We start from the raw sequence: 20,644 nt of genomic DNA, 5'->3' as shown, positions 1-20,644 counted from the left end.
ACGCACGGAACCGAGGCTCAGACCTTGCGCGGCACCGAGGCGATGAGGATCTTGCTTCCGTTGCGGCCGAGGTAGATGTCGACCTTGCTGATCCCGCCGGACGGGCCGGGTTCGGTCCAGCCGAAGGTTTTCTGGTCGTCGGAGACGGTGCGGGTCTGGACGTCGAACAGGGTGCCCGCCTGCCGGAATTCGAAGGTGACCGTGGTGCTGCCCGCCGTCGGGTCGTCGCGGACGAATCCGGTGACGCCGACCGCGCGGTTGTACCAGGTCAGCGTTCCGCCGGTGCGGCCGCCGCTGATGCCGCCGCCGAAGTCGGACGTCGGGTAGCCCGCGGCGTTCGCGGCCCCCGCGCCGCCGAGCGCGACGGCCGCGGACAGGACGAGACCGATGGCGATGCGTTTCACGGCGTTTCCCCCAGGATGGTCGGTTCCGGCGGAATCGTACTTCGCCGATGCTTCCGGCGCGGGATTATGCGTGAACTTCCGGGGTTGGGTCCTGTTTCTCGACAGCCTCGCGGCGAGGTCTGTCCATGGCCGCCTGCCAGCCGCGGCGATCCCGTGCAGTGTCCGGTTAGGACGGTGCTCGTGGTCTCGTTGACAACTGGAGGCCATCTCCATATTTTGACAAGTGGAGATAGTCTCCAGTTATCCGGCGGCGAGGTGCGGCAGTGAAGATCCTGATGTTCGGACGCGGCGTGATCGCGGCGATGTACGGCTGGGCCTTGGAACGGGCAGGCCACGAGGTCGAGTTCTACGTCCGCCCGGGCCGGGCGGCGGAGTACGGGGATTCGGTCGATCTCGACGTCCGCGGCCTGAGGGGACGGCGGATCGTCGAGAACTGGCCGGTGCGTTGCCGCGAGGAGCTGGAGCCGGAGCACGAGTTCGACCTGATTGTGGTGAGCGTCCAGCATTACCGGCTCGCGGAGGCGGCGGCCTTCCTCGCACCGCGCGTCGGGAAGGCCACGGTGCTGGTTTTCGGCAACATCTGGTCCGAGCCGCTGGAGGCGATCGGCGATCTTCCCGTTGACCAGGTCGCTTGGGGCTTCCCGCAGGGCGGCGGCGGTTTCGGCGAGGACGGGGTGCTTCGCGGGATGCTGCTGCCGTTCGCCGTGTTCGGGACCCTCGGCGAGCCGATGACCGAACGCGAGCGGACCGTCCGGCAGGTGTTTCGCGACGCGGGATTCCGGGTCCGAGAGCGACCTGACTTCCGCGGCTGGTTGTGGGTGCATTTCGTCTCGGACGCGGGCCTGCACTCGCAGGGCGTGCGGCTGGGTTCGTTGAGTTCGCTAGCCCGGTCCCGCGACGACTTGCGCGAGGCGCTGCTGGCTGGCCGTGAATTGGTGCCGCTCCTCGCAGCGCGGGGCGTCGACTTGCGGCGGCACCGGGGCGCGTTGCTGCCGTTCCAGGCGCCGACTTGGCTGACCGCTCCGGCGCTCGGCTGGTTGCTGGCTCATTTCCCTCCCGCGCGGGCGAATCTCGAGGCGCACTCCGACCCGGACGCCCGCGAGCCGTGCGAAATCTGCCGAGACGTGCTGGCAGAGGCTCGACGGTTGGGTGTCCGGGTGCCGCGGTTGGAGGCGGCGGAACCGTATTTCGGTTTGGACAGGAAGGAGTGAGCTGCCGGGCGCGGTTCTGTCGGCGGCTGCGGTTCGCTTGGCGGGCAGGGGAAGTTGTTGCCAGCGGTCGCCTGAGCCGGGTTGGTTGCCGAGTCCGCGCGGGATCGGCGGCTCGCTACGCTGGGTGCCCATCGCTCGCGCGACCACGGCCGCTAACACCGGTCACTGAACACTCACGCCAACCGGACTGCTCGCCACGCCGATGCCGAACGGTTCCGAGAGGCGGATCTCGCAGACTGGGTGCTCCTCGCGGAGCAGGCTCAGCACGGTTGGCACGAACGCCCACCTAAGGCCCACGCTCGCTATGGCGAGTGCGCACTCGCAGTGATTTCCAGAGCGGCTACATCGGCTGCCGGAAGCGGGGCGCGACGGGTTATCGGTGTGAGGCACGTTAGCGGCGGTCGTCGTCGGGCGGATCGCTCGACCGGTTGCCACGCCGAGCCGCGGGCATTCGCCAATCCGATACTTCGCCGCCCGCCATGGATTCGCCGCCTGCCATGGAACGTTCGCGCGAATCCGGCCGCCAGGCAGCCCGCCGCCGGACGTTCACCCGAACGCGATACCTGCCACGCCGCTGCTTGCGGGAGACGACTTGGCGCGGGCCGAATTCGGTAGACCGCGGACCGAGGCGGGGATTATGCATGGCTTTGAGCGCCACGCCGCCACGCCGCCACGCCGCCACGCCGCCACGCCGCCACGCCGCCACGCCGCCACGCCGCCACGCCGCCACGCCGCCACGCCGCCACGCCGCCACGCCGCCACGCCGCCACGCCGCCACGCCGCCACGCCGCCACGCCGCCACGCCGCCACGCCGCCACGCCGCCACGCCGCCACGCCGCCACGCCGCCACGCCGCCACGCCGCCACGCCGCCACGCCGCCACGCCGCCACGCCGCCACGCCGCCACGCCGCCACGCCGCCACGCCGCCACGCCGCCACGCCGCCACGCCGCCACGCCGCCACGCCGCCACGCCGCCACGCCGCCACGCCGCCACGCCGCCACGCCGCCACGCCGCCACGCCGCCACGCCGCCACGCCGCCACGAGGGATGGTCACGGGAAACCCGTTGCTGCGCAATGGTTTCATCCGTTCGTGGTCGAGTTTCGGCCATTCCGGCGCGCCGCGCGCCCTCGTCGCAGACCTCCCCGCCGCCTCCCCGCGGCAGCGCGGGAAACCGGGCGCGGGCTCAGACCACTCCGGCCGCGATCAGCTGTTCCCAGATCACCCCCTGGTCCACGACCTCCACGCCGAGTTTCTCGGCCTTCGTGAGTTTGCTCGCGCCGACGTCGGCGCCGGTGATGAGCAGGTCCGTGCTCGCCGAGACGGAGGACGCGGTGGTCGCGCCCGCCGTTTCGCACAGGCGCTGGAAGGTGGGGCGCGGCACCTTCTCCCCCGAGCGCGGGTCGCTGATCGCGCCGGTGACGACTACCGTTTTGCCTTCCAACGGCGCACCCGCGACGACCGCCGGCGGGAGGTCTTCTTCCAAGACGTCCAGGGAGACTCCGCGTTCCCGCAGGCGTTCCAATTCGGGGCGCAGCCGGGTGAGGTGTTCCACCAGCGAGGCGGCGACCTTCGGGCCGATGTCCTCCACCTCCACGAGGCCGTCCACCCCCGCGTCGAGCACTGCTTCCAGAGAGGCGAACCCGGCTCGGCACAGGCGCGCCGCGGTGCCTTCCGACGCCATCGGGATCGCGAGCCCGATCAGTGCCCGGCGCAAGCCGACCTGGCGGCTGGCGTCGATGGACTCGATCATCCGCGTCGCCGAGACCTCGCCGATGCGGTCGAATTCCAGCAGGCGTTCCTTGGTTAGCCGGTAGAAGTCCGACGGGTGCTCCAGGATCCCGGCCTCGGCCAGCCGTTCGATCCACACGCCGCCGATCGCGTCGATGTCCGCGGCGGCCCGGGACGCCCAGTGGATCAGCCGCCGTACGGTCTGCGCGGGGCAGGAAACGTTGGTGCAGAACAGTTCCCGGCTGTTGCCCTGTTCGGTGAGCGGCTGCTCGCACGACGGGCACGTCGACGGGGGCACGATCTCGCGTTCCGCTCCGGTGCGTTTCGACTCGTCGAGCACCCCGGCGACGAACGGGATCACGTCGCCCGCCCGGCGCACCAGCACGGTGTCGCCGATCTTGATGCCGCGGGCGCGGATGACCTCCTGGTTGGCCAGCGTCGCGCGCGTGACCGTGGTCCCTCCCACGAAGACCGGCTCCAGCCACGCGACCGGAGCGATCTTGCCGGTTTTGCCGACGTCCCAGACCACATCGGACAGTACGGTCGTCTTCTCCTCGGCGGCGAACTTGTAGGCCAGCGCCCCGCGCGGCGAACTCGAACGGGTGCCCGCGGCGGCGTACGCGGCACGGTCGGCGAGCCGGAGGACGGCGCCGTCGATGTCGTAGTCCAGGTCGTTGCGCTGCTGCTCGATCGCGGTGATCACGGCCTGCGCGGAGGCGGCGTCGGCGCAGCGGCGCATGTCCGCCGCGGTGAAGCCGAGCGCCAGCAGGCCGCTGCCCAGGTCGGTTTCCGCGCTGCCGGGCTCGGTGTCCAGGTCGAAGGCGAAGAAACGCAGCCGCCGCTCGGCCACCGCGGCCGGGTCTTTCGCGCGCAGGGTGCCCGCCGCCGCGTTGCGGGGGTTGATCAGCGGTTTGTCCGGGTGCGCGGTGTTGTAGGCGGCGAACGTCGAACGCAGCATCACCGCCTCGCCGCGCACCTCGACCCGGCCCGGGGCGCTGACCTGGTGCGGAACGCCGTCGGTCAGCGCGCGCACCAGCATGGTGACGTCGTCGCCGGTGGTCCCGTCGCCCCGGGTGACCGCCCGCGCGAGGCGGCCGTCCTCGTACACCAGGGCCAGCGACAGGCCGTCGAGCTTCGGCATCACGACCACGGCCTGGCCCGGGAACCGGTCGAAGAAGGCCTCGACCTGCTCCGGTTTCGTCGCCTTCTCCAGCGACAGCATCGGCCGCGAATGCCGGATCGGCGCGTGCAGCACCGCCGGACCGCCCACCTGGTCCAGCGGGTTCGGGTCCGGGGCCAGCTCGGGGCTCGCCTCGATCAACCCGCGCAGCTCGTCCTCGATCGCGTCGTACTCCGCGTCCGCGACTGCCGGCGAGCCCCGGTAGTACGCGTCGCGCAACGCCACGATCTGGTCGGCCAGCTCCTGAATACGTTCCCGAACGTCCACGACCCGGAACGCTACCTGGCGCCACCGACAAAACCGGACAGCGACGCCGACGAGGCGGCGGCTCCAGAGCAACCGCGGCGCCCTCCGGGGCGCGACGACCGCTGCTCCGCAGCAACCCGCGAAGGACGGTCAGGAAGCCGGGTCCTCGCCCAGTTCTCTGAGCTCCCGGGCCAGCCGGGCGATCATCGTCCGGCCTTCCTGGACTTGCAGGCGGGGAAATTCGAAGCCGAGGACGCCCGTGCCGGTCACTCCGATACTGCAGCGCAGCGCTTGCGCCACCCCGGGGACCAGCACGGGGTCCGCGACCCAGGCGAGCTGGTCCAGCGTCCACGAGTGCAGCAGCTTCCCCGGTGCGGCCCGGATTATGCCGCCGACGGTGAAGGTGGCCAGGCGGTGCGTCGTGAGCGTCAGGATGATCCGGCCGGGGATGGCGATCGGCGCTTCCGGGGCCTCTGCTTTGCCCCGCCGCGCGGCCAGCGCCATCCCTGCCGCGCCCGCGACCCCGGCGATGCCCGCGGCACCGGCGATCATCGTGTTCCGCACCCCGCCGGGCCGGAAGGCGATCAGCGCGTAGCGGACCCGCTCCCCGGGCACGAGATCGTCGGCGAGCCGGCTCTGGGCTTTTTCCTGCAGGGTCACGTTCCGCGGCCTTCCTCTCCTCGTCAGCATCCGGACGATTTCAGGAGGTCACGCCTGCGGGGGACGGGATTTTCGCCGACAAGCCCCGGTCGCCGGACAGCGGAGACCCGGCGATTTTAAGGAACGCTCGTTCTTGACTGATCGTTCCTCAAAAGGCTACTGTCGTGGCATGGGAAGGCGAAGGGCGTTCGACGAGGACGAGGTGGTGCGGGCCGCCGTGGGGTTGTTCGGCGGGCGGGCCTACGACGGGGTCTCAGTGGACGACCTCGTGACCCACCTCGGGGTGCACCGGAACAGTCTGTACAAGACGTTCGGCAGCAAGCGCGGTCTCTACCTGGCCGCCTTGCGCCGCCACGTCGCCGACGACGTCCAGCCCTTGACCGAAGCGCTCGCCGCGGCGAACGACGCCGAGACCGCGCTGCGGCTCGTCACTTCGGCCGACCTCGGGCTGCTGGTGCTCGCCGCGGTCGAACGGGCACCGTCCGACGAGGAGGTGGGCGCCGAGGTGTCCGCGGCGTTGACCGCGCTCGACCAGGCGATCGCCGACGCGCTCGGCGTCTCCCCCGCTCTGGCCGCCGCTCTCACCGCCGCCGCGTTGGGGCTTCGACTGCGCGGCGACCCCGGCGAGGCGCGCACCGCGCTGACCCACCGTCTCGATCCGCTTGACTGACAAGGAAAACAAACATGGCACTGGTTCGCATCGACGGCGACGATCTCGTTGTCGTCATCGAAGGTCTCGACAAGCTCTGGGCGCTGAAGAGCAGCTTGACCATCCCGCTGGCGAACGTCCGCGGCGCGACCGCCGACCCCGGCATCGCCGCCGAACCGAAGGGGATCCGCGCGCCGGGCGCCCACGTGCCCGGGGTGATCACGGCGGGCACGTTCCATCTCGACGGGGAGAAGGTGTTCTGGGACGTCAAGGACGCGTCGAAGGCCGTCGTCATCGAACTCGCCGACGAGCGTTACGCCCGGCTGGTCGTTCAGGTCGACGATCCTCGCGAGACTGTCGCGCTGATCGAGAAAGCCTTGCGCTGACAGAGGTTCTCCGCACGAGCGACGGCCGGCCGGGTGTCCACAACGGACACCCGGCCGCGGGCCGGAGCACCTGGGCACGGCCTGCCCGCAAGAGCGGAGTCAGTTCTCCCGCGCGGCCTGAGCGCGTTCGCGAGCCTCGAGGATTTCCGGGACATGGCTTTCCGCCCATTCGCGGACGGCGCGCAACGGCACCAGCAGCGACCGGCCGAGATCGGTGAGCCCGTATTCGACGCGGGGCGGCTGTTCCGCGTACTCGACGCGGGCGAGCAGCCCGTCCTCCTCCATCGCGCGCAGCGTTTCGGTCAGCACCTTCGGGGTGACGCCCTCGATCCGCTCCGCCAGCGCGGTGAAGCGCAGCGGCCCGTCCTCCAGCGCGTTGACCACGAAGACCGTCCACCTCGCCCCGATCCGGTGCAGGACCACCCGGGACGGGCAGCGGGCGGACATGACGTTGTAGGCCACGGCGATTCCTCCGGGGTCGGTTACGTTGAAGTACCTGGTTACTTTTCCATAGCCTACGTCGGCCACGGGCGAACCGACGGAACGGAGAAGGACCATGGGCAACCGGCTGGCCGGACAAACCGTGCTGGTGCTGGGCGGACGGCATCTGGGCACGGCGATCGCCGAAGCCGCGGCCGAGGAGGGCGCGAAGGTGCACGTCGCGTCCCATCGGCCGGGCGGGCTGCAGATCGACCTGCGCGACGAGGCGACGATCGCGGCCGCGGCAGCGGGACTCGGACCGGTCGACCACCTGATCAACACGGCGGCGGCGCCCCACGCGGCGCCGATCCGCGAACTCGACCGGGACAAGACCGTCGACGCGTTCACCGCCAAAGTCATCGGGCCCCTGCTGCTCGCGAAACACTTCACGATCCGGCGGTCGCTGCTGCTGTTCTCCGGACAGGTCGGCTGGCGTCCGGCTCGCGGAAACGTCGTGACCGGTGTGACCAACGGGGCAGCCGCCTTCGCCGCGCAGCACCTCGCCGCCGAACTCGCGCCGGTCCGGGTCAACGCGCTGTCGCCGGGGATCATCGACTCCGGCGTCTGGGACGGCAAGGGCGACGCCAAACCGGATTTCCTCGCGAACGCCGCGCAGCGCACCCTCGTCGGCCGCACCGGCACGGTCGCCGACGTGACCGACACGGTGCTGTGGATGCTGCAGGCCGAATTCCTCACCGGCGAAACCATCCACCTCGAAGGCGGCCGCCCCTGACCGCGAATCCGGTGCCGGCCGGGAGAAAACCCCGCCGGCACCGGGTTTTCACCGATGCTGGACGAACGGGGACAGCGGGTTCCAAAGCCCGTTGCACCGGTGCTGCCGCGGGATCTCGGTGGTGAGCTGGCTGTCCCCCGCCGCGTTGAGGGACATGACGACCGGGTTGCGCTCGGTGAAGGGATCCCACTGGGGCGTGCCGTCCACCGTGGGGCTGCCGGTGCGCGCGAATCCGGTCCACTGCGCCACCAGCTGGTCGGAGAGCACCTTCTGGTTGGGGTTGAGCTGAACTCCCGGCGGCGGGGTCAGCAGCATCCCCTCGGCGACGTGGTACGCGCCGTTCGGTTTGGTCGGGTCGAGGAAGAACGCGGGCGGCACGTCGGTGTCGTCCATTTCGTAGGCATAAACCGGAATGTGCCGCGAGAGCCGTTCGTCGTTCAGCAGCGCGGGGCAGACCGAATTGGAATCGGCCACGATCGTCCGGAAAGCGAGGAACGGGGCCGGATTCGGGAACCGTTTCAGCGGATAGCTTTCGCTGACTTCCTTGGCGTGCTCGCCGTACTGCTGCGCCACCATTTTCCGGTAGTCCTCCGGCGTCGAGGCGGACGGCAGCTGGACCTCGTCGCGGGCCACGCCGTGCATCAGCGCGACCTTGTTGACCCGCCCCTTGGCGAACGCCTCCCCCGGCGACATCGGCAGCGTCGTCCCGTTCACGATCGGCGCGATCGTGCCGCTGTCCGGTTTCATCCCGTTGCCCGCCTGCTTCAGCAGGGTCGCGACGGGCACCTTGCGCAAGCACGCCCCGGCGTCGGACTGGCAGCCCAGCGCTTTGGCGAACCGCGCCCCGGCCTGCTGGGCCTGTTCCTCGTCGGGCAGATCCGCCTTGCAGTCCTGCGGCTGCCACTGGATGTCCGTGCCCAGCAACGAGTTGTACTCGCCGTTCTGGGCGATGCCGCGCTGGAACAGTCCCGCTGCGGTCGGCGAAACCGTGTGGTCGCAGACGCTCGACCCGCCCGCGGACGCCCCGTAAATCGTGACATTGTGCGGGTCTCCGCCAAATTTCGCGATGTTGCGCTGCACCCAGCGCAGCGCGGCCTGCTGGTCCTGCAGCCCGTAGTCGCCCGCGTGCTCGCCGAACGCCTCGTGCGCCAGGAACCCGAAAATCCCGAGCCGGTAGTTGACCTCGACGCTGATCACGCGGCCCTCGGTCACCAGCCGGCTCGCGTTCTGCGCCTGCAGAATGAGGAATCCGCCGCCGTGCAGCTGCACCATGACCGGCAGCTTCCCGTGCCCGGGGTGGGCGGGCACGCGGACGTTCAGGTTCAGGCAGTCCTCCGTCTCCGATCCCGGGCCGAGACCGGCCAGCTGCGGGCACGCGTTGCCGGGCGCGGTCGCGGGGAACGGCTCGGTCCACTTCGCCGGACGCCGCGGCGGCGCCCAGCGCAGGTCGCCGACCGGCGGCGCGCCGAACCGGATCCCTTCCCACGACCGGACGTCCGGACCGGCGATCCCGCACACCGGGCCGTCGTCGGTCGCCACGGTCGTGCCCGGCGAACACGCCGGAGCCGGCGGCGGCGCGGCCTCGGCCCGGCCGCCCGCCACGGACGCCGAACCGGCCAGCGACGTCGCGACCAGCGCGACCGCCGCCAGCGCGACGCCTGCCTTCCCGTCAAGTCTCATCCGTCCTCCTTCGCTCCCGCCTCGCCGGGAGAGCGCGACGGCGGGCGCGGGACCCGACGAGCGGCATCCGCGCACCGAACAGGCGTCCTTCCGGCAGGGGCTCGACCTCACCGGTGGCCGTTTCCCCGCCACCGCAACGAGAACGGCACGGAGGGCGCGTTCCCGCCGCATTCCAGTCTGGGCTCGGCGGGAAAAGGCACAACCTCCGTTCGGTCGCGCGGGAACTGTCAATTTCCCGGGCAGAATGGTCTTTGTCAGGGATCCGGATCCGCCTCGCCGGACCGGCCGCGGCGGGCCGGAGCGGCGAATGCGGCGCGTGCTTTCCGGCAAGGGTTGCGGAATCCGCGGGGAAATGCGGACGGGACGCGGGCGGGGCTGGGGCGCGCAGGGAGCCGGCTCCACCTCGCCGGACCGGCCGCGGCGGGCTGGAGCGAGCACTTTCGGCGAATGCGGCGCGTGCTTTCCGGCGAGCGATACGGAATCCGCGGGGAAAGGGGGAAGGGACGCGGGCGGGGCGGCGGCGGGATGGCCCGAGATGGGCGCTCGAGAGGTCCGTGAGGGGAACCCTCACGGACTCAGAGTCCCTCAGGGTTCCCCTCACGAACCTCCGCTGCTGCGGCGAAGGCAGGCCGCCGGGCAGTCAGCAGGGTTGCCCGCCCGGAAGCCGTCGCAGCGGGTGCTCACTGTCCCTGTTCCACTTCAGCGCCGCGTCGAGCTGGCCGTCGGACAGGCGGGCTTGGCGGGCGAGTTCGGGCAGCGACGCCTGCCGCGCGGTCCGGCTCGCCTGGCACAGCAGGCCGAACCACCACTGTTCGTCGACCCAGTCGCGCCGGGCCTGCTCGACCAGCTGGGCCATGTGCTCGTCGCCGCACGCGTAGACGAGCCGCTGGCCGTGGCCGGCGAAATCGGCGGGGTCGGCGCGCGAGGAATCGGGGACGAGCGCGGTCTGCAGTTTCCCGGGAGGGATCGGCTCGCCGCAGCGCTCGCACGATTTCCGGCGCCGGGCGCGGAAAACCACCTCGGGGGACGGAAGCGACATCAGGCACTCCGGACGGTCGGCACGGGTTCCGTGTCGCAGATGTCAGAAAGCCAGGGGCCGGGGCGCGCGGCATCTGCACTTCCCCAGGAGGACCCCTCCCGGGAAATCCACATTAACGGCGGGCCCGCGGCCTTGCCAAGACGTCCGTCCGGGCTGTCCGCGCCCCGCCGCACCAGGGGTCCGATGCACGGAGCGAGGCCGTTACGGTCATTCCGGGTGGTTTCCCGGCCGCGGCGGGTGACGCGCGGCGCTCAGCTCGCGCGGCCGAGAACCTGTTCCGGTCTCAGTTCGCCGCGCACGACCGTCTCCGCCACCGCGCTGAGCCGTTCGTTGTGCGCGCGGCTGTAGGCGCGCAGCCGGTCGAACGCCAGGTCCATGTCCAGCCCGCCGGCCTGCGCCAGCACGCCCTTCGCCTGTTCGATGACGACCCGGCTGTTGAGCGCCTGCTGCAGCTGCTGGCTGAGCAGCTCGCCGCGCCGGATCGCGCGTTCCTGCAGGATCCCGATGGTCGCGACGTCCGCCAGCGCGCGGGCGACGTCCAGCGCGGGCCCGCTCACCGGGACCGGGCCCTGTCCGAAGAGGGTCAGCGCGCCGATCACCTCCCCGCGCAACCGCAACGGAAGGGCGTACGCAGACCGGAATCCCGCCTCGGCTGCCTGTCGCGCGAACTGCGGCCAGCGCACCGCCGCCGCGGCGATGTCCTCGACGCACACCGATTCGCCGCAGCGGCAGGCCTCCGGACCCGGCCCGTCCGGCAGCTCCAGCAGCGTCCAGCCAGTCTTGTCCGACGCCGCGGCCGCCTCCAGGCCGCCGCGCTGATCCACGAGCAGCAGCCCGGCTGCCGAGGCGCCGAGCAGGGTGACGCAGTATTTCGCGAGCCGGTGCAGCACATCCGCGGCGTCGTAGTCGTCGGCCAGGGAGTCGGCCATCTCCACGAACGCGCGCAGCAGCTGGTTTTCGCTGGATGACGTGACCGCGCCAGCGAACCCGTCGCTCATCAGCACCTCGCTTTCTTCCCGGCGGCGTTCGCACGCGCGCCTCGTTTCCGCCCATGACTGCTTCTCGGATGCGCCCACAGCCGGGCCCGTGCCTTTTGCGCTGGACTCCCGCCCGGTTCCGGTCGCCTGGGGCACACCGCCGCCGGGTTCCCCGGCGAGGGCCGCGGTAATCACGAGGAGCAACGCGTTCGTCCAGAGAGCGGCCCGCGCGGCGGAAAGATGAATATGCCTCCGAATCCGCCGAACCCTCGATGGACGTCCCGTCGCCGCATCCGCCTCCACCTTCTCGCCGACCGGGCAGCACGACAGCGTCAGCAATGGAAAGGTCCACAGTGGACGGTTGACGCCCGCCGACGGGATGGCTCTCCGTCCCGTAATCCACGCCGGACCAGCCTCAGCGCAACGGCGCCGACCACTCCACCCGCACCCCGCCGCCCGGCCCGGACCCCAGCACGAACTCCCCGCCCGCCGACTCCGCCCGCTCCCGCAGATTCCCCAGCCCGCTCGGCGAAACCTCCTCCGGCAGCCCGGTCCCGTCGTCGGTCACCGAAATCCGCACCACTTCGTCCCGGACCGCGACGGAAACCGACAGCGCCGACGCCCCGGCGTGCCGGACCGCGTTGCTGACCGCTTCCCGCACGACGGCTTCCACGTGTTCGGCCAACTGGGCGGGCACCGCGTCGAGCGGGCCGGCCATGCTGACCGCGGGGTGCAGCGGGGCGTCGTCGGTCAGTTCCGCGATCGCGTCGTGCAGCCGGTTCCGCAGCCGGGCCTCCCCCGCCGCGCCGCCGTGCAGGTCGAAGATCGCGGTGCGGATCTCGCGGACGATCTCGTGCATCTGGTCGATGCTCTCCTGCAGCCGCCGCTGCAGCTCCGGCGTCTTCGCCCGCCGCTGCGTGCTCTGCATCGCCAGTCCCACCGCGAACAGCCGCTGGATCACGTGATCGTGCAAATCCCGGGCGATCCGGTCGCGGTCGGACAGCACGTCCCGCTCCCGCGCCGCCCGCTGCTGCGAGGCCAGCTGCAACGCCAGCGCCGCCTGGTCCGCGAACGACGCCAGCACCGGCAGCTGCGCCGTCTCGAACAACGCGGATCCCGGTTCCCGCAACGCGATCAGCACTCCCGAGGTGTGGTCGCCCGCGCGCAACGGCACCACCAGCGCCGGACCGCGGCCGCGATCCGGCAGCAGCGCCAGTTCGGCCATCCGGCGCGGGGTCCGGTCGCGGTAGACCGCGCCCGGCACGGACCCGTCGACGGGCATCCGCAACCCGGTCAAATCGCGTACGTCGCCGCCCGCGCACACGGTCACGGTCAGCTCGGCGGAATCGGCGTACCAGTCCTCGTCGACGTCGAGCCTGCCCGTTCCCGGCAGCGCGAGGAGCGTGACGTCCGAACCGGTCAGTTCCAGCGCGCGGCCCGCGATCAGCTCGAGCGCGTCCACCGGGTCGGTGCCGCCCAGCAGCTCCGTGGTCACCTCGCTCGTCGCGCCCAGCCAACGCTGCCGCAACCGGGTCTGCTCATACAGGTGCGCGTTCTCGATCGCGATCCCGGCCGCGGCGGCCAGCGCCTGCACGATCACCTCGTCGTCGTCGGTGAACTCCGCCCCGTCCTTTTTCTCGGTGAGGTAGAGATTCCCGAACACCTCCTCGCGGACCCGCACCGGCACGCCGAGGAACGAATGCATCGGCGGATGGTTCGCCGGGAACCCGACCGACGCCGGATGCGCCGAGATTTCCGTCAGCCGCAACGGTTTCGCGTCGTCGATCACCAGCCCCAGCAGGCCGTGCCCCTCCGGAAGATGCCCGATCCGCTTCCGCGTCTCCGCGTCGATGCCCAGGTACACGAACTCCGCCAGCGCGCCGTCGTCGCCGAGCACGCCCAGCGCGCCGTAATGCGCCTCCCCCAGCTCGACCGCGGCCTGCACGATCCGGCGCAGCGTCGCGTCCAGTTCGAGCCCGGATGCGACCGCCAGCACCGCCTCCAGCAGGCCGTCCATCTTGTCCCGGGTGCCGATGAGCAGCTCGATCCGTTCCTGCAGATCGCGCAGCGTCTCCCGCAGCCGCAGCTGCGACAGGGTTCCCGACAGCTTCCGGGTGGGTTCCGGCATCAGACCTGCTTTCGGCGTCCTCAGACAGATGACTTTCGCCCCTGGGCGCCCCCGTCCGGCGGACGCATGCTGAAGCGAACGACTACGCACGACACAGTGTCCCGCGTTTCGCGGTCCCGGGGAGAAGGATGACCCTTCAGGTGGCGCCGTCCGGCCTGCTCAGCGCCGAACAGGTGGCGTCGGTGCTGCGCTCCGCGACCCTGGCGCCGTCCACGCACAACACGCAGCCCTGGCTGTTCAGCAGCGGTCCGGCGGGCATCGAGGTGCACGCGGACGCCGACCGCACCCTGCCCGTCGCTGACCCCGACCGGCGCGAACTGCTGCTCTCCTGCGGGGCGGCGCTGTTCAACCTGCGCACCGCGATCCACTCGACCGGTGTCCATCCCGCGACCAGCTACTTCCCCCGCCGCAGCGACCCGGACCTGCTCGCCCTCGTGCGCCCGCGCGCCGCCGCCCCGACCGACCGCAAGCTCGCGTCTCTGGCCGAGGCCATCCCGCTGCGGCACACCAACCGCACGCCGTTCACCGCCAAACCCGTCCCGCCCGGGGCGCTGGGAACGCTGCGGCACGCGGCCGAGGTCGAGCACGCCTGGCTGCCGCGGCTCGACGAGGACCAGCTCGGCGGGCTCAACGACCTGATCCGCGAAAGCCACCGCCTCCAGACCGAGGACCCGGCCTTCCGGTCGGAATGGCAGCGCTGGACCGGGCGCGGGCCCGACCGGCGCGACGGCGTGCCGTTCGCCGCCGGCGGAGCCGTCACCGCGGACGACACCTGGGTCCTGCGCGATTACGGCGGCGGTTCGCGCGCACCGGGCGCGGCGCCGCTGGTCGTCGTGGTCGGGACGTTCGCCGACCAGCCGATCGACCGGCTGCGCGCCGGACAGGCCATGCAACGGGTCCTGCTCGCCGCCACTGCCCGCGGCATCGACGCCTCGTTCATCTCCCAGCCGGTCGAAGTGCCCGTGATCCGCGCCCGGCTCCGCGACCTGCTCGGCGGCGGGCTCTGGCCGCAAATCGTCTTGCGCCTCGGCTACGGCGCACCGGTCCCGCGCACCCCGCGCCGCGCCCTCGAAGACGTCCTCGTCACTCCGTCCGCGCTCAGCGTCTAACCGCCCGGCCGACGCGCACGACCGCGCAGCTCCGTCGCCAGCACCGCCGCCTGCGTGCGCCGTTCCAGGCCGAGCTTCGTCAGCAACCGCGACACGTAGTTTTTCACCGTTTTCTCCGCGAGGAACATCCGCTCCGAAATCTGCCGGTTCGTCAGCCCCTCTCCGATCAGGGCCAGCAGCGTCCGTTCCTGATCGGACAGGTGCGCGAGCGGTCCCCGCTGCTTTTCCGCGCTGTCGCGCAGTTTCGTCATCAACGCGGCCGCCGCGTGCGCGTCCAGCAGCGATTTCCCGGCCCCGACGTCCCGGACCGCCGAGATCAGGTCGAGGCCCTTGATGTCCTTGATCACGTACCCGGCGGCACCGGCCAGCACCGCGTCGAGCATCGCCTGTTCGTCGGTGTACGAGGTGAGCATCAGGCACTTCAGGTCCGGCGACAGGGACCGCAGTTCGCGGGCCAGTTCGATGCCGTTGCCGTCGGGCAGCCGCACGTCGAGCACCGCGACGTCCGGCCGCAGCGCCGGAATCCGGGCCAGCGCCTGCGCGACGTCGCCCGCCTGGCCGACCACGGCGATGTCCGGGTCCTCCTCCAGCAGGTCGGCGACCCCGCGCCGGACCACCTCGTGGTCGTCCACCAGGAAAACCCGCAGCATCGGTCCTTCTCCCCGGTCGGGCTCGTTCGTGCGTCGAGCGTACGGCGCGCCGCCGCGCTCCGGCGGCGCCCACGGTCCTCAATCCCCGGCCGGCGGACGCGTTTTCACCGGCACGGACCAGCTCAGCCGCGAACCGCCGGCCACGGTCAGCGTCCCGCCGCGGCGGCTCGCCTGCTCCGCCAGCGCGGCCAGCCCCGCCGCGGCGGACACGGCGACGTCGCCGTCGCCCTCGTACCGGACGGTCACCGTCGTCCGCGCCGGTTCCGCGTGGATTTCGACCTCCACCGCGTCGGCCGAGGTGTGCCGGGCGATCAGCCGCAGTGCGTCGGCGAGCAGCGGCACCACGACGTCCGAGGGCACCGGATCGAGTTTCCCGGTCAGCTGCGTGGACACCGCGAGGCCCAGTTCCTCGCGCGCCTCGGCGAGGACCCGCAGCACCTGGTCGCGGATCGGCTCCGGGGCGGGCGGCAGGACGTCGTCCAGCCGGAAAAACCGTTTGCTGCACGTGGTTGATCACGTCGTCCAGGTCGGCGATCGTCTCCCGCAGCCGGGCCGCGACGACCGCCGATTTGGCGAGCCCGGCCGTGGTCTGCAGCGAAAGCCCGGTGGCGTAGAGCCGGTTCAGGATCTCGCTGTGCAGCCGCGCCGCGATCCGGTCGCGCTCGTCGTGCAGCGCGGCGTCCTCGCGTTCGGCCCGCGCCTTCGCCAGTTCGAGCGCGACCGCCGCCTGGTCGGCGAACCAGGCCGCGATCTCCAGGTCGTCGGCGGTGAACGCCGGGCGCCCGGCCAGCCGGGAGACGGTCAGCACCCCGGCCACCGTGCCGTTCCCGGCGAGCGGAACCAGCATCACCGAATCGAGATTGAGGCTCAGCACGGACGGCACGGACAGCCGCGACAGCTCGTCCGGCCACGACCCGATCCTCGGCTCGCCGCGGGCGAACACCGTGCCGGCCACAGTGGACTCGGTGAGCAGTTCCCGGCCGGCCAGCTGTTCCGCGCCCGCCCCGACCGCGCGTTCGACGAAAAGGTAGCCCTCCCGTTCCGCCGGGCGGGTCACCGAGACCAGGTCGGCGGACGCGAGCTCGCGGGCGTAGTCCACGACGCGGCCGAGCGGGTCGCCGAGATCCGCCGACAGCAGCTCCCGGGTGACCGCCGCCGACGCGCGCAGCCATTCCTGCTGGTTCCGCGCGGTCTCGTACAGCCGCGCGTTCTCGATCGCGCTGCCCGCCGCCGCGGCGAGCGCCAGCGCCAGTTGCTCGTCCTCCTCGCTGAACCGGCCCCGCGCGGAGTCGGCGAGATAGAGGTCGCCGAACACCTCGCCGCGCACCCGGACCGGGACGCCCAGGAAGCTCGTCATCGGCGGATGCCCCTCGGGGAACCCGGTCGAGCGGGGATCGTCCTGCAGCCGGTCCAGCCGCACCGGGCGCGAGTCCTCGACGACCGCGCCGAGCAGGCCCTTGCCCTCGGGCAGCCTGCCGATCCGCTCGACCGCCTCCGGGTCCGTCCCGGTGTGCACGAATTCCGCCAGCCGCCCGTCCGGCCCGATCACGCCCAGCGCCGCGTACCGCGCTTCGACCAGCTCGCACGCGGACTCCACGAGGCGGCGCAGCAGCGCGGGCAGGGCGAGGCTTCCGGTGAGGGACTGGGTCGCGCGCAGCAGCCCGCGCAGCCTGCCCTGCGTGCTGATGACCTCCTGGGCGCGTTCCACCAGCTCGCCGAGAAGCTGGTCCAGTTCCATCCTCGGCTGATCGGGGAACGTCAGCCTCGCTGGTTCGGGTGCGTCCCGCTGGTTCACCCCGGCTCCTGCCCGTCCGGCCCCCGCGTCCCGTCCGCGGCGCGCCACTGGGAATTCAGTCTTCCGGCTCGCGCGAGCGGCCGTCAAGCACGCGAAAAGGGCGCCGCCGCGGTTTTCGGCGCTGCACGGGAAAACGGGTGTGCCGGTCCCGCTCGCGGCAAGGAAATCGGGCGGTAAAACGTCGCTCGCGGACCTTGCCTTCCCCGCGAGACGGGCGATCCGGCAGTGCGCCGCAAGAGAGAACGGAATCGGCGGCCTGCCCCGGCGGACAGGAACGAACGGCGGCGGAATGGTTCTTCCGGCGGACCTCGTGCTCATCGGACGGACCGGCGCGGAATTGCCGGTCGCCCGCCCGGGCATTCCCCGGATTCCCCCGATTTGTTGTCCTTTCGCCAGATATTCGCGGGAACGGTCAGCGCCGCGCCTCCGGGCGCACCACGAGGACCGGGCACGACGCGTGGTGGATCAGCGCCTGGCTGGTCGAGCCCAGCAGCATCCCGGCGAAGCCGCCCCGGCCGCGGGTCCCGACGACCATCAGCTGCGCCCGCTCCGACTCCTCCAGCAGGACCTGCCGCGGCCGGTCGCGGACGAGTTTCCGGCGCACCTCGACGCCGGGGTACTTCTCCTGCCAGCCGTCGAGCCGCTGCGCGAGCAGCCGTTCCTCGACCGGCTGGCGGCGGGTTTCCCGTTCCGGCAGCGGGCGCGCGGTGCGTTCGAGCACGTCGCACACGACGTCGGCCCAGGCGTGCACCGCGACCAGCGGGACCCGCCGGGCACTGGCCTCCTCGAACGCCGCCGCGATCGCCGCCTCGCTGTTCGGGCTGGTGTCGACGCCGACCGCCACCGGCCCGTCGAGCGGGACCGGGCCGTCGCCGCGGCGCCCGCGGACCACCACGACCGGGCAGCCCGCGTTGCTCACCACGGCCGCGAGCGTCGCGCCCGCGAGCAGGCCGGTGAACCCTTCGGTCCCGGTGCGGCCGAGCACGACCATCCGGGCGTCGCGGGACCGGTCGATCAGCAGGTCCGGTGCGGAGTCGGAGTACACCTCGTTGCGGACCGGGGACGCGTCGCAGAACGCCGCCAGACCGTCGCCGGGCGGGTCCTCGAAGAACGGGCCGGGCCCGGCGAATCCGGCGGGCACGGCGGTCTGCAGGCAGTGCACGAGTTCCAGTTCGAGATCCCGGCCCGCGGCGAGCCGGGCGGCCCACCGGACCGCTTCGGCCGCGCCGTCCCATCCGCCGATCCCGACGAGCACGGTGCGGTTCCGGCCGGTCATCTGCCCGTCCCGTCGCCCGCCGGGTCCGCCGCCACCACGCCCGGCACCGCGAGCGCCAGCAGCGTCGCGACGTCGCGGTCGGCTTCCTCGTCGTACCGGTCGGTGATGCGCACGACCCCTTCGTGCACCTCGACTTTCCAGCGTCCGGTCCCGCCGTAGACCTCGAGCCGGTGCCGTACGTCCGCGGCGATCGCGGTGTCGGCGCGGGCGAGCACGCGGACCACGTCGCCGCGCGTCACGATGCCGACCACCCGCGAGCCCTCGACGACGATCGGCATCGCCTGGCTCTTCGCGTCCACCAGTTCGCGGCAGACGTCCGCGAGGTCGGCTCCGGGCGGCATCGCGGCGGCGGGCGAGGTCATCACCGCGCCGACAGTCGTCTCGAGCGCGCCGGGGTGGTACGGCCGCCGCCCGTCCGGTGCCGGCGTCCGGCCTCGGCCGAGGTCGGCCTCGGTGACGATGCCGACGAGCCGTCCGTCGTCGTCGACCACCGGCAGCGCGGGGAAGCCGCGTTCGGCGAGAATCCCGGCAGCTTCGTCGGCGGAGGTCCACGGACGCACCGTCTCCGCGGGCGAGGTCATCAGATCGCGTGCGCGCATCGGGCCCGTCCCTTCCCTGGTACTGGCTCGAAAGTAAGCGACGGGACCGGGCGGGCACGCCGGTCCGGAGTCACCGGCTCTGAGGACCAACGTCCTCAGTGCCGCGGCGCGGGCGGCGTGTTCCGCCGTTCGGCGCAGCGGCTCTCCGCTGCGCCTCGGTGAGCACGACCGCGTCCGGGCCGGGGAAGATCGTCGAAACGTAGCCGCCGAGGAACCAGCGGACGGTGAACGGCGGGCCGCCGTCCGGGGTCCCGGTCGCGACGACGCGGCCGTGCCGGTCCGGGACTTCCGTCCGTCCGCTCTTCACCACCAGCCAGTCGCCGGGCTGTGCGCGCATCGCTCCTCCTCGTCGGGTCGGGCTTCGGGTCGTCGCGGCGGCGTCTTCTTCACCGGAACGCTCCGCGGACGACCGCCACCGGGCACGCCGAGTGCGCGAGCAGCCGGTTGCCGGTGGACCCGAGCCGCCCGCCGGAGCCCGGCCCGCGGCCCCGGCTGCCGATCACGACCAACTGCGCGCCCTCGACGGCCATCAACGCCTGTCCCGCCGAACGCTCCCGCACCGCCCGGACCCGCACCGCGACCTCCGGATACTTGTCCGCCCAGGCGGCGAGGCACTCGCGGAGCAACCGGTCCTCCTCCGCGGCCCGCCCCGGCCGGTCGGACCGCCAGGCCCGCACCGCGACCAGCGGCACGCGCCGGTTCGCCGCGGCCTCGAAGGCGAATCCCCCGACGCGCTCGTCGGCCGCCACCCCGACCACGACCGCCCCTCCCGGCGCCGCGCGCCCGCGCACGATCACCACCGGGCAGTACGCCCCCGCCGCCACCCGCAACGCGACCGACCCGATCGCCGCCCCGCGCAGCCCGCCGAGCCCGTGCGAACCCAGCACCGCCAGCGACACCGACCGCGACCTCTCGACCAGCAAGTCGACCGCGAGCCCGGTCCGCAGCACCGGCACCGTCACCACCCCCGGCGCGGCCTCCTCGGCGACCTGCGCCGCACGGCTCAGCCATCGGTGCGCGCGGGCGAACCGCTCTCGCGCGTGCTGGTCGGAGGTGCCGGCCTGGAACAGCTGCAGGCGGCAGCCGCGGCGCCGCGCTTCCGCGGCCGCCCAGCGGACCGCTGCCAGCGAGGCCTCCGACTCGTCCACCCCGACGAGCACCGCGCGGTCGGGTTTCTTCCCGGGCACCCTCGCCTCCCCTTCCCGCCGCCGGTCCCGGCGGCAGGGTCCACGGTGGCCTGCCCGGGGGCGGTTCGGCAGGGGCCGAAGTCCTTTCCCGGAGGGACGAAAGCGCATCTCCGACGATTCCGCCGCGGGGGTGCGGAGGTTCGTGAGGGGAACCCTCAGGGACTCTGATTCCGTCAGGGTTCCCCTCACGGACTTCGCGCGGGCCGATGCTCCGTCGACGGCGGCACTCCGCATGACCTGATCCTCGCGCCCGGCATGCCGTCCACTGTGGACGTTGTCGGCCGTCCGCGAACGGCGTCGCCCCTCTGGGAAACCGCACCCGCCCGCCGTCGCGACGCGGCCGGACTGCCCCAAGCCGAGGGCCGAAAGTCACCGGCCGGGCAGGCCGCTCCGGAACTTCCAAGTCCACAAAGGACTCAAGTCAGCGGGCCACCGCAACGGGGCAGGCCGCGTGCGCGAGCAGCCAGTACCCGGTCGACCCCAGCAGACCGCCCGCCAACGGGCCGCGCGCCCGAGCCCCCGCGA

Annotated in this window: 19 protein-coding genes and 1 pseudogene; 5 read left to right on the top strand and 15 right to left on the bottom strand. The window is 72.3% G+C overall.

Annotated features, from left to right (window positions below; translation table 11 throughout):
* Positions 1–17: 17 nt before the first annotated feature.
* Positions 18–404, bottom strand: a complete 387-nt coding sequence (locus tag SSMG_RS16065) for a hypothetical protein (protein ID WP_037713835.1) — start codon at positions 402–404, stop codon at positions 18–20.
* 263 nt (positions 405–667) lie between these two features.
* On the opposite strand from SSMG_RS16065, the gene SSMG_RS16060 reads away from it, so the two are divergent.
* Positions 668–1,615, top strand: coding sequence for a ketopantoate reductase family protein (locus SSMG_RS16060; protein ID WP_009077509.1), 948 nt, complete (start codon positions 668–670; stop codon positions 1,613–1,615).
* Between the two features lie 1,185 nt (positions 1,616–2,800).
* Here SSMG_RS16060 and ligA read toward each other — a convergent pair.
* Both ligA and SSMG_RS16050 read right to left on the bottom strand, forming a co-directional pair.
* Positions 2,801–4,792 carry an NAD-dependent DNA ligase LigA gene (ligA, locus tag SSMG_RS16055; RefSeq protein WP_009077508.1) on the bottom strand — a complete coding sequence of 664 codons (1,992 nt, stop codon included), beginning with the start codon at positions 4,790–4,792 and terminating at the stop codon, positions 2,801–2,803.
* A 129-nt stretch (positions 4,793–4,921) separates the two neighbouring features.
* Entirely contained in the window at positions 4,922–5,431 is a 510-nt protein-coding gene (locus SSMG_RS16050; protein ID WP_037713832.1) for a hypothetical protein, read from the bottom strand.
* Between the two features lie 169 nt (positions 5,432–5,600).
* On the opposite strand from SSMG_RS16050, the gene SSMG_RS16045 reads away from it, so the two are divergent.
* Positions 5,601–6,101 (top strand): TetR/AcrR family transcriptional regulator, encoded by a 501-nt coding sequence (locus tag SSMG_RS16045; protein ID WP_037713830.1) that lies wholly within the window; start codon positions 5,601–5,603, stop codon positions 6,099–6,101.
* Between the two features lie 14 nt (positions 6,102–6,115).
* Entirely contained in the window at positions 6,116–6,466 is a 351-nt protein-coding gene (locus tag SSMG_RS16040; protein ID WP_037713827.1) for a hypothetical protein, read from the top strand.
* Positions 6,467–6,565: 99 nt separating this feature from the next.
* Here SSMG_RS16040 and SSMG_RS16035 read toward each other — a convergent pair whose 3' ends face one another.
* The gene (locus SSMG_RS16035) at positions 6,566–6,934 is read right to left on the bottom strand and encodes a helix-turn-helix domain-containing protein (RefSeq protein WP_086024979.1); all 369 of its coding nucleotides are present in this window, start codon (positions 6,932–6,934) and stop codon (positions 6,566–6,568) included.
* A gap of 88 nt (positions 6,935–7,022) precedes the next feature.
* Here SSMG_RS16035 and SSMG_RS16030 point away from each other — a divergent pair, with 88 nt between their 5' ends.
* The gene (locus SSMG_RS16030; protein ID WP_009077499.1) at positions 7,023–7,679 is read left to right on the top strand and encodes an SDR family oxidoreductase; all 657 of its coding nucleotides are present in this window, start codon (positions 7,023–7,025) and stop codon (positions 7,677–7,679) included.
* 48 nt (positions 7,680–7,727) lie between these two features.
* Here the strand turns inward: SSMG_RS16030 and SSMG_RS16025 are convergent, their stop codons facing one another.
* The 4 genes from SSMG_RS16025 to SSMG_RS16010 form a co-directional block, all read right to left on the bottom strand.
* Positions 7,728–9,359, bottom strand: a complete 1,632-nt coding sequence (locus tag SSMG_RS16025) for a carboxylesterase/lipase family protein (RefSeq protein WP_009077498.1) — start codon at positions 9,357–9,359, stop codon at positions 7,728–7,730.
* A gap of 640 nt (positions 9,360–9,999) precedes the next feature.
* On the bottom strand, positions 10,000–10,398 hold the full coding sequence (locus tag SSMG_RS16020) for a hypothetical protein (protein ID WP_009077496.1): 399 nt from the start codon (positions 10,396–10,398) through the stop codon (positions 10,000–10,002).
* Positions 10,399–10,649: 251 nt separating this feature from the next.
* A complete protein-coding gene (locus tag SSMG_RS16015; protein WP_009077494.1) occupies positions 10,650–11,396 on the bottom strand; it encodes a GAF and ANTAR domain-containing protein in 747 nt (248 codons plus the stop codon).
* Between the two features lie 394 nt (positions 11,397–11,790).
* Positions 11,791–13,503, bottom strand: a complete 1,713-nt coding sequence (locus tag SSMG_RS16010) for a GAF domain-containing protein (protein ID WP_009077492.1) — start codon at positions 13,501–13,503, stop codon at positions 11,791–11,793.
* 128 nt (positions 13,504–13,631) lie between these two features.
* Between SSMG_RS16010 and SSMG_RS16005 the strand changes: the two genes are divergently transcribed.
* Complete coding sequence (locus SSMG_RS16005; protein ID WP_009077489.1) at positions 13,632–14,612, top strand: nitroreductase family protein; 981 nt, start codon at positions 13,632–13,634, stop codon at positions 14,610–14,612.
* Here the strand turns inward: SSMG_RS16005 and SSMG_RS16000 are convergent.
* From SSMG_RS16000 to SSMG_RS15975, 7 genes and pseudogenes are all read right to left on the bottom strand, one after another.
* The gene (locus tag SSMG_RS16000) at positions 14,609–15,262 is read right to left on the bottom strand and encodes a response regulator transcription factor (protein ID WP_009077487.1); all 654 of its coding nucleotides are present in this window, start codon (positions 15,260–15,262) and stop codon (positions 14,609–14,611) included. The two genes, SSMG_RS16005 and SSMG_RS16000, sit on opposite strands and share 4 nt — an antisense overlap.
* Before the next feature lie 78 nt (positions 15,263–15,340).
* Positions 15,341–15,700: a hypothetical protein gene (locus SSMG_RS42435; RefSeq protein ID WP_009077485.1), complete on the bottom strand. Its 360-nt coding sequence runs from the start codon at positions 15,698–15,700 to the stop codon at positions 15,341–15,343.
* A 331-nt stretch (positions 15,701–16,031) separates the two neighbouring features.
* Positions 16,032–17,000: pseudogene (locus SSMG_RS47660) on the bottom strand (GAF domain-containing protein); the annotation flags it as partial.
* Positions 17,001–17,469: 469 nt separating this feature from the next.
* Positions 17,470–18,333 (bottom strand): universal stress protein, encoded by an 864-nt coding sequence (locus SSMG_RS15990; protein WP_009077481.1) that lies wholly within the window; start codon positions 18,331–18,333, stop codon positions 17,470–17,472.
* Complete coding sequence (locus SSMG_RS15985) at positions 18,330–18,932, bottom strand: CBS domain-containing protein (protein WP_009077479.1); 603 nt, start codon at positions 18,930–18,932, stop codon at positions 18,330–18,332. The genes SSMG_RS15990 and SSMG_RS15985 overlap by 4 nt, the downstream gene beginning before the upstream one ends.
* A 70-nt stretch (positions 18,933–19,002) precedes the next feature.
* Positions 19,003–19,269: a DUF1918 domain-containing protein gene (locus SSMG_RS15980; protein ID WP_009077477.1), complete on the bottom strand. Its 267-nt coding sequence runs from the start codon at positions 19,267–19,269 to the stop codon at positions 19,003–19,005.
* A 49-nt stretch (positions 19,270–19,318) separates the two neighbouring features.
* Positions 19,319–20,119, bottom strand: a complete 801-nt coding sequence (locus SSMG_RS15975) for a universal stress protein (RefSeq protein ID WP_037713823.1) — start codon at positions 20,117–20,119, stop codon at positions 19,319–19,321.
* Between the last annotated feature and the right edge of the window lie 525 nt (positions 20,120–20,644).

This window comes from Streptomyces sp. AA4 (assembly GCF_000158875.1).
In the GTDB taxonomy this organism is placed as follows: domain Bacteria; phylum Actinomycetota; class Actinomycetes; order Mycobacteriales; family Pseudonocardiaceae; genus Amycolatopsis.
Note: the sequence above shows the minus strand (reverse complement) of the source record. Positions and strands in the feature narration are given on the sequence as shown.

What these genes read in the sequence shown, in the direction of transcription:
- SSMG_RS16025 (WP_009077498.1), bottom strand. Translation starts at nt 9,359, where the DNA reads ATGAGACTTGACGGGAAGGCAGGCGTCGCGCTGGCGGCGGTCGCGCTG.
- SSMG_RS15980 (WP_009077477.1), bottom strand. Translation starts at nt 19,269, where the DNA reads ATGCGCGCACAGCCCGGCGACTGGCTGGTGGTGAAGAGCGGACGGACG.
- SSMG_RS15985 (WP_009077479.1), bottom strand. Translation starts at nt 18,932, where the DNA reads ATGCGCGCACGCGATCTGATGACCTCGCCCGCGGAGACGGTGCGTCCG.
- SSMG_RS16040 (WP_037713827.1), top strand. Translation starts at nt 6,116, where the DNA reads ATGGCACTGGTTCGCATCGACGGCGACGATCTCGTTGTCGTCATCGAA.
- SSMG_RS16030 (WP_009077499.1), top strand. Translation starts at nt 7,023, where the DNA reads ATGGGCAACCGGCTGGCCGGACAAACCGTGCTGGTGCTGGGCGGACGG.
- SSMG_RS16020 (WP_009077496.1), bottom strand. Translation starts at nt 10,398, where the DNA reads ATGTCGCTTCCGTCCCCCGAGGTGGTTTTCCGCGCCCGGCGCCGGAAA.
- SSMG_RS16005 (WP_009077489.1), top strand. Translation starts at nt 13,632, where the DNA reads ATGACCCTTCAGGTGGCGCCGTCCGGCCTGCTCAGCGCCGAACAGGTG.
- SSMG_RS16045 (WP_037713830.1), top strand. Translation starts at nt 5,601, where the DNA reads ATGGGAAGGCGAAGGGCGTTCGACGAGGACGAGGTGGTGCGGGCCGCC.
- SSMG_RS16000 (WP_009077487.1), bottom strand. Translation starts at nt 15,262, where the DNA reads ATGCTGCGGGTTTTCCTGGTGGACGACCACGAGGTGGTCCGGCGCGGG.
- SSMG_RS16010 (WP_009077492.1), bottom strand. Translation starts at nt 13,503, where the DNA reads ATGCCGGAACCCACCCGGAAGCTGTCGGGAACCCTGTCGCAGCTGCGG.
- SSMG_RS16015 (WP_009077494.1), bottom strand. Translation starts at nt 11,396, where the DNA reads ATGAGCGACGGGTTCGCTGGCGCGGTCACGTCATCCAGCGAAAACCAG.
- SSMG_RS15990 (WP_009077481.1), bottom strand. Translation starts at nt 18,333, where the DNA reads ATGACCGGCCGGAACCGCACCGTGCTCGTCGGGATCGGCGGATGGGAC.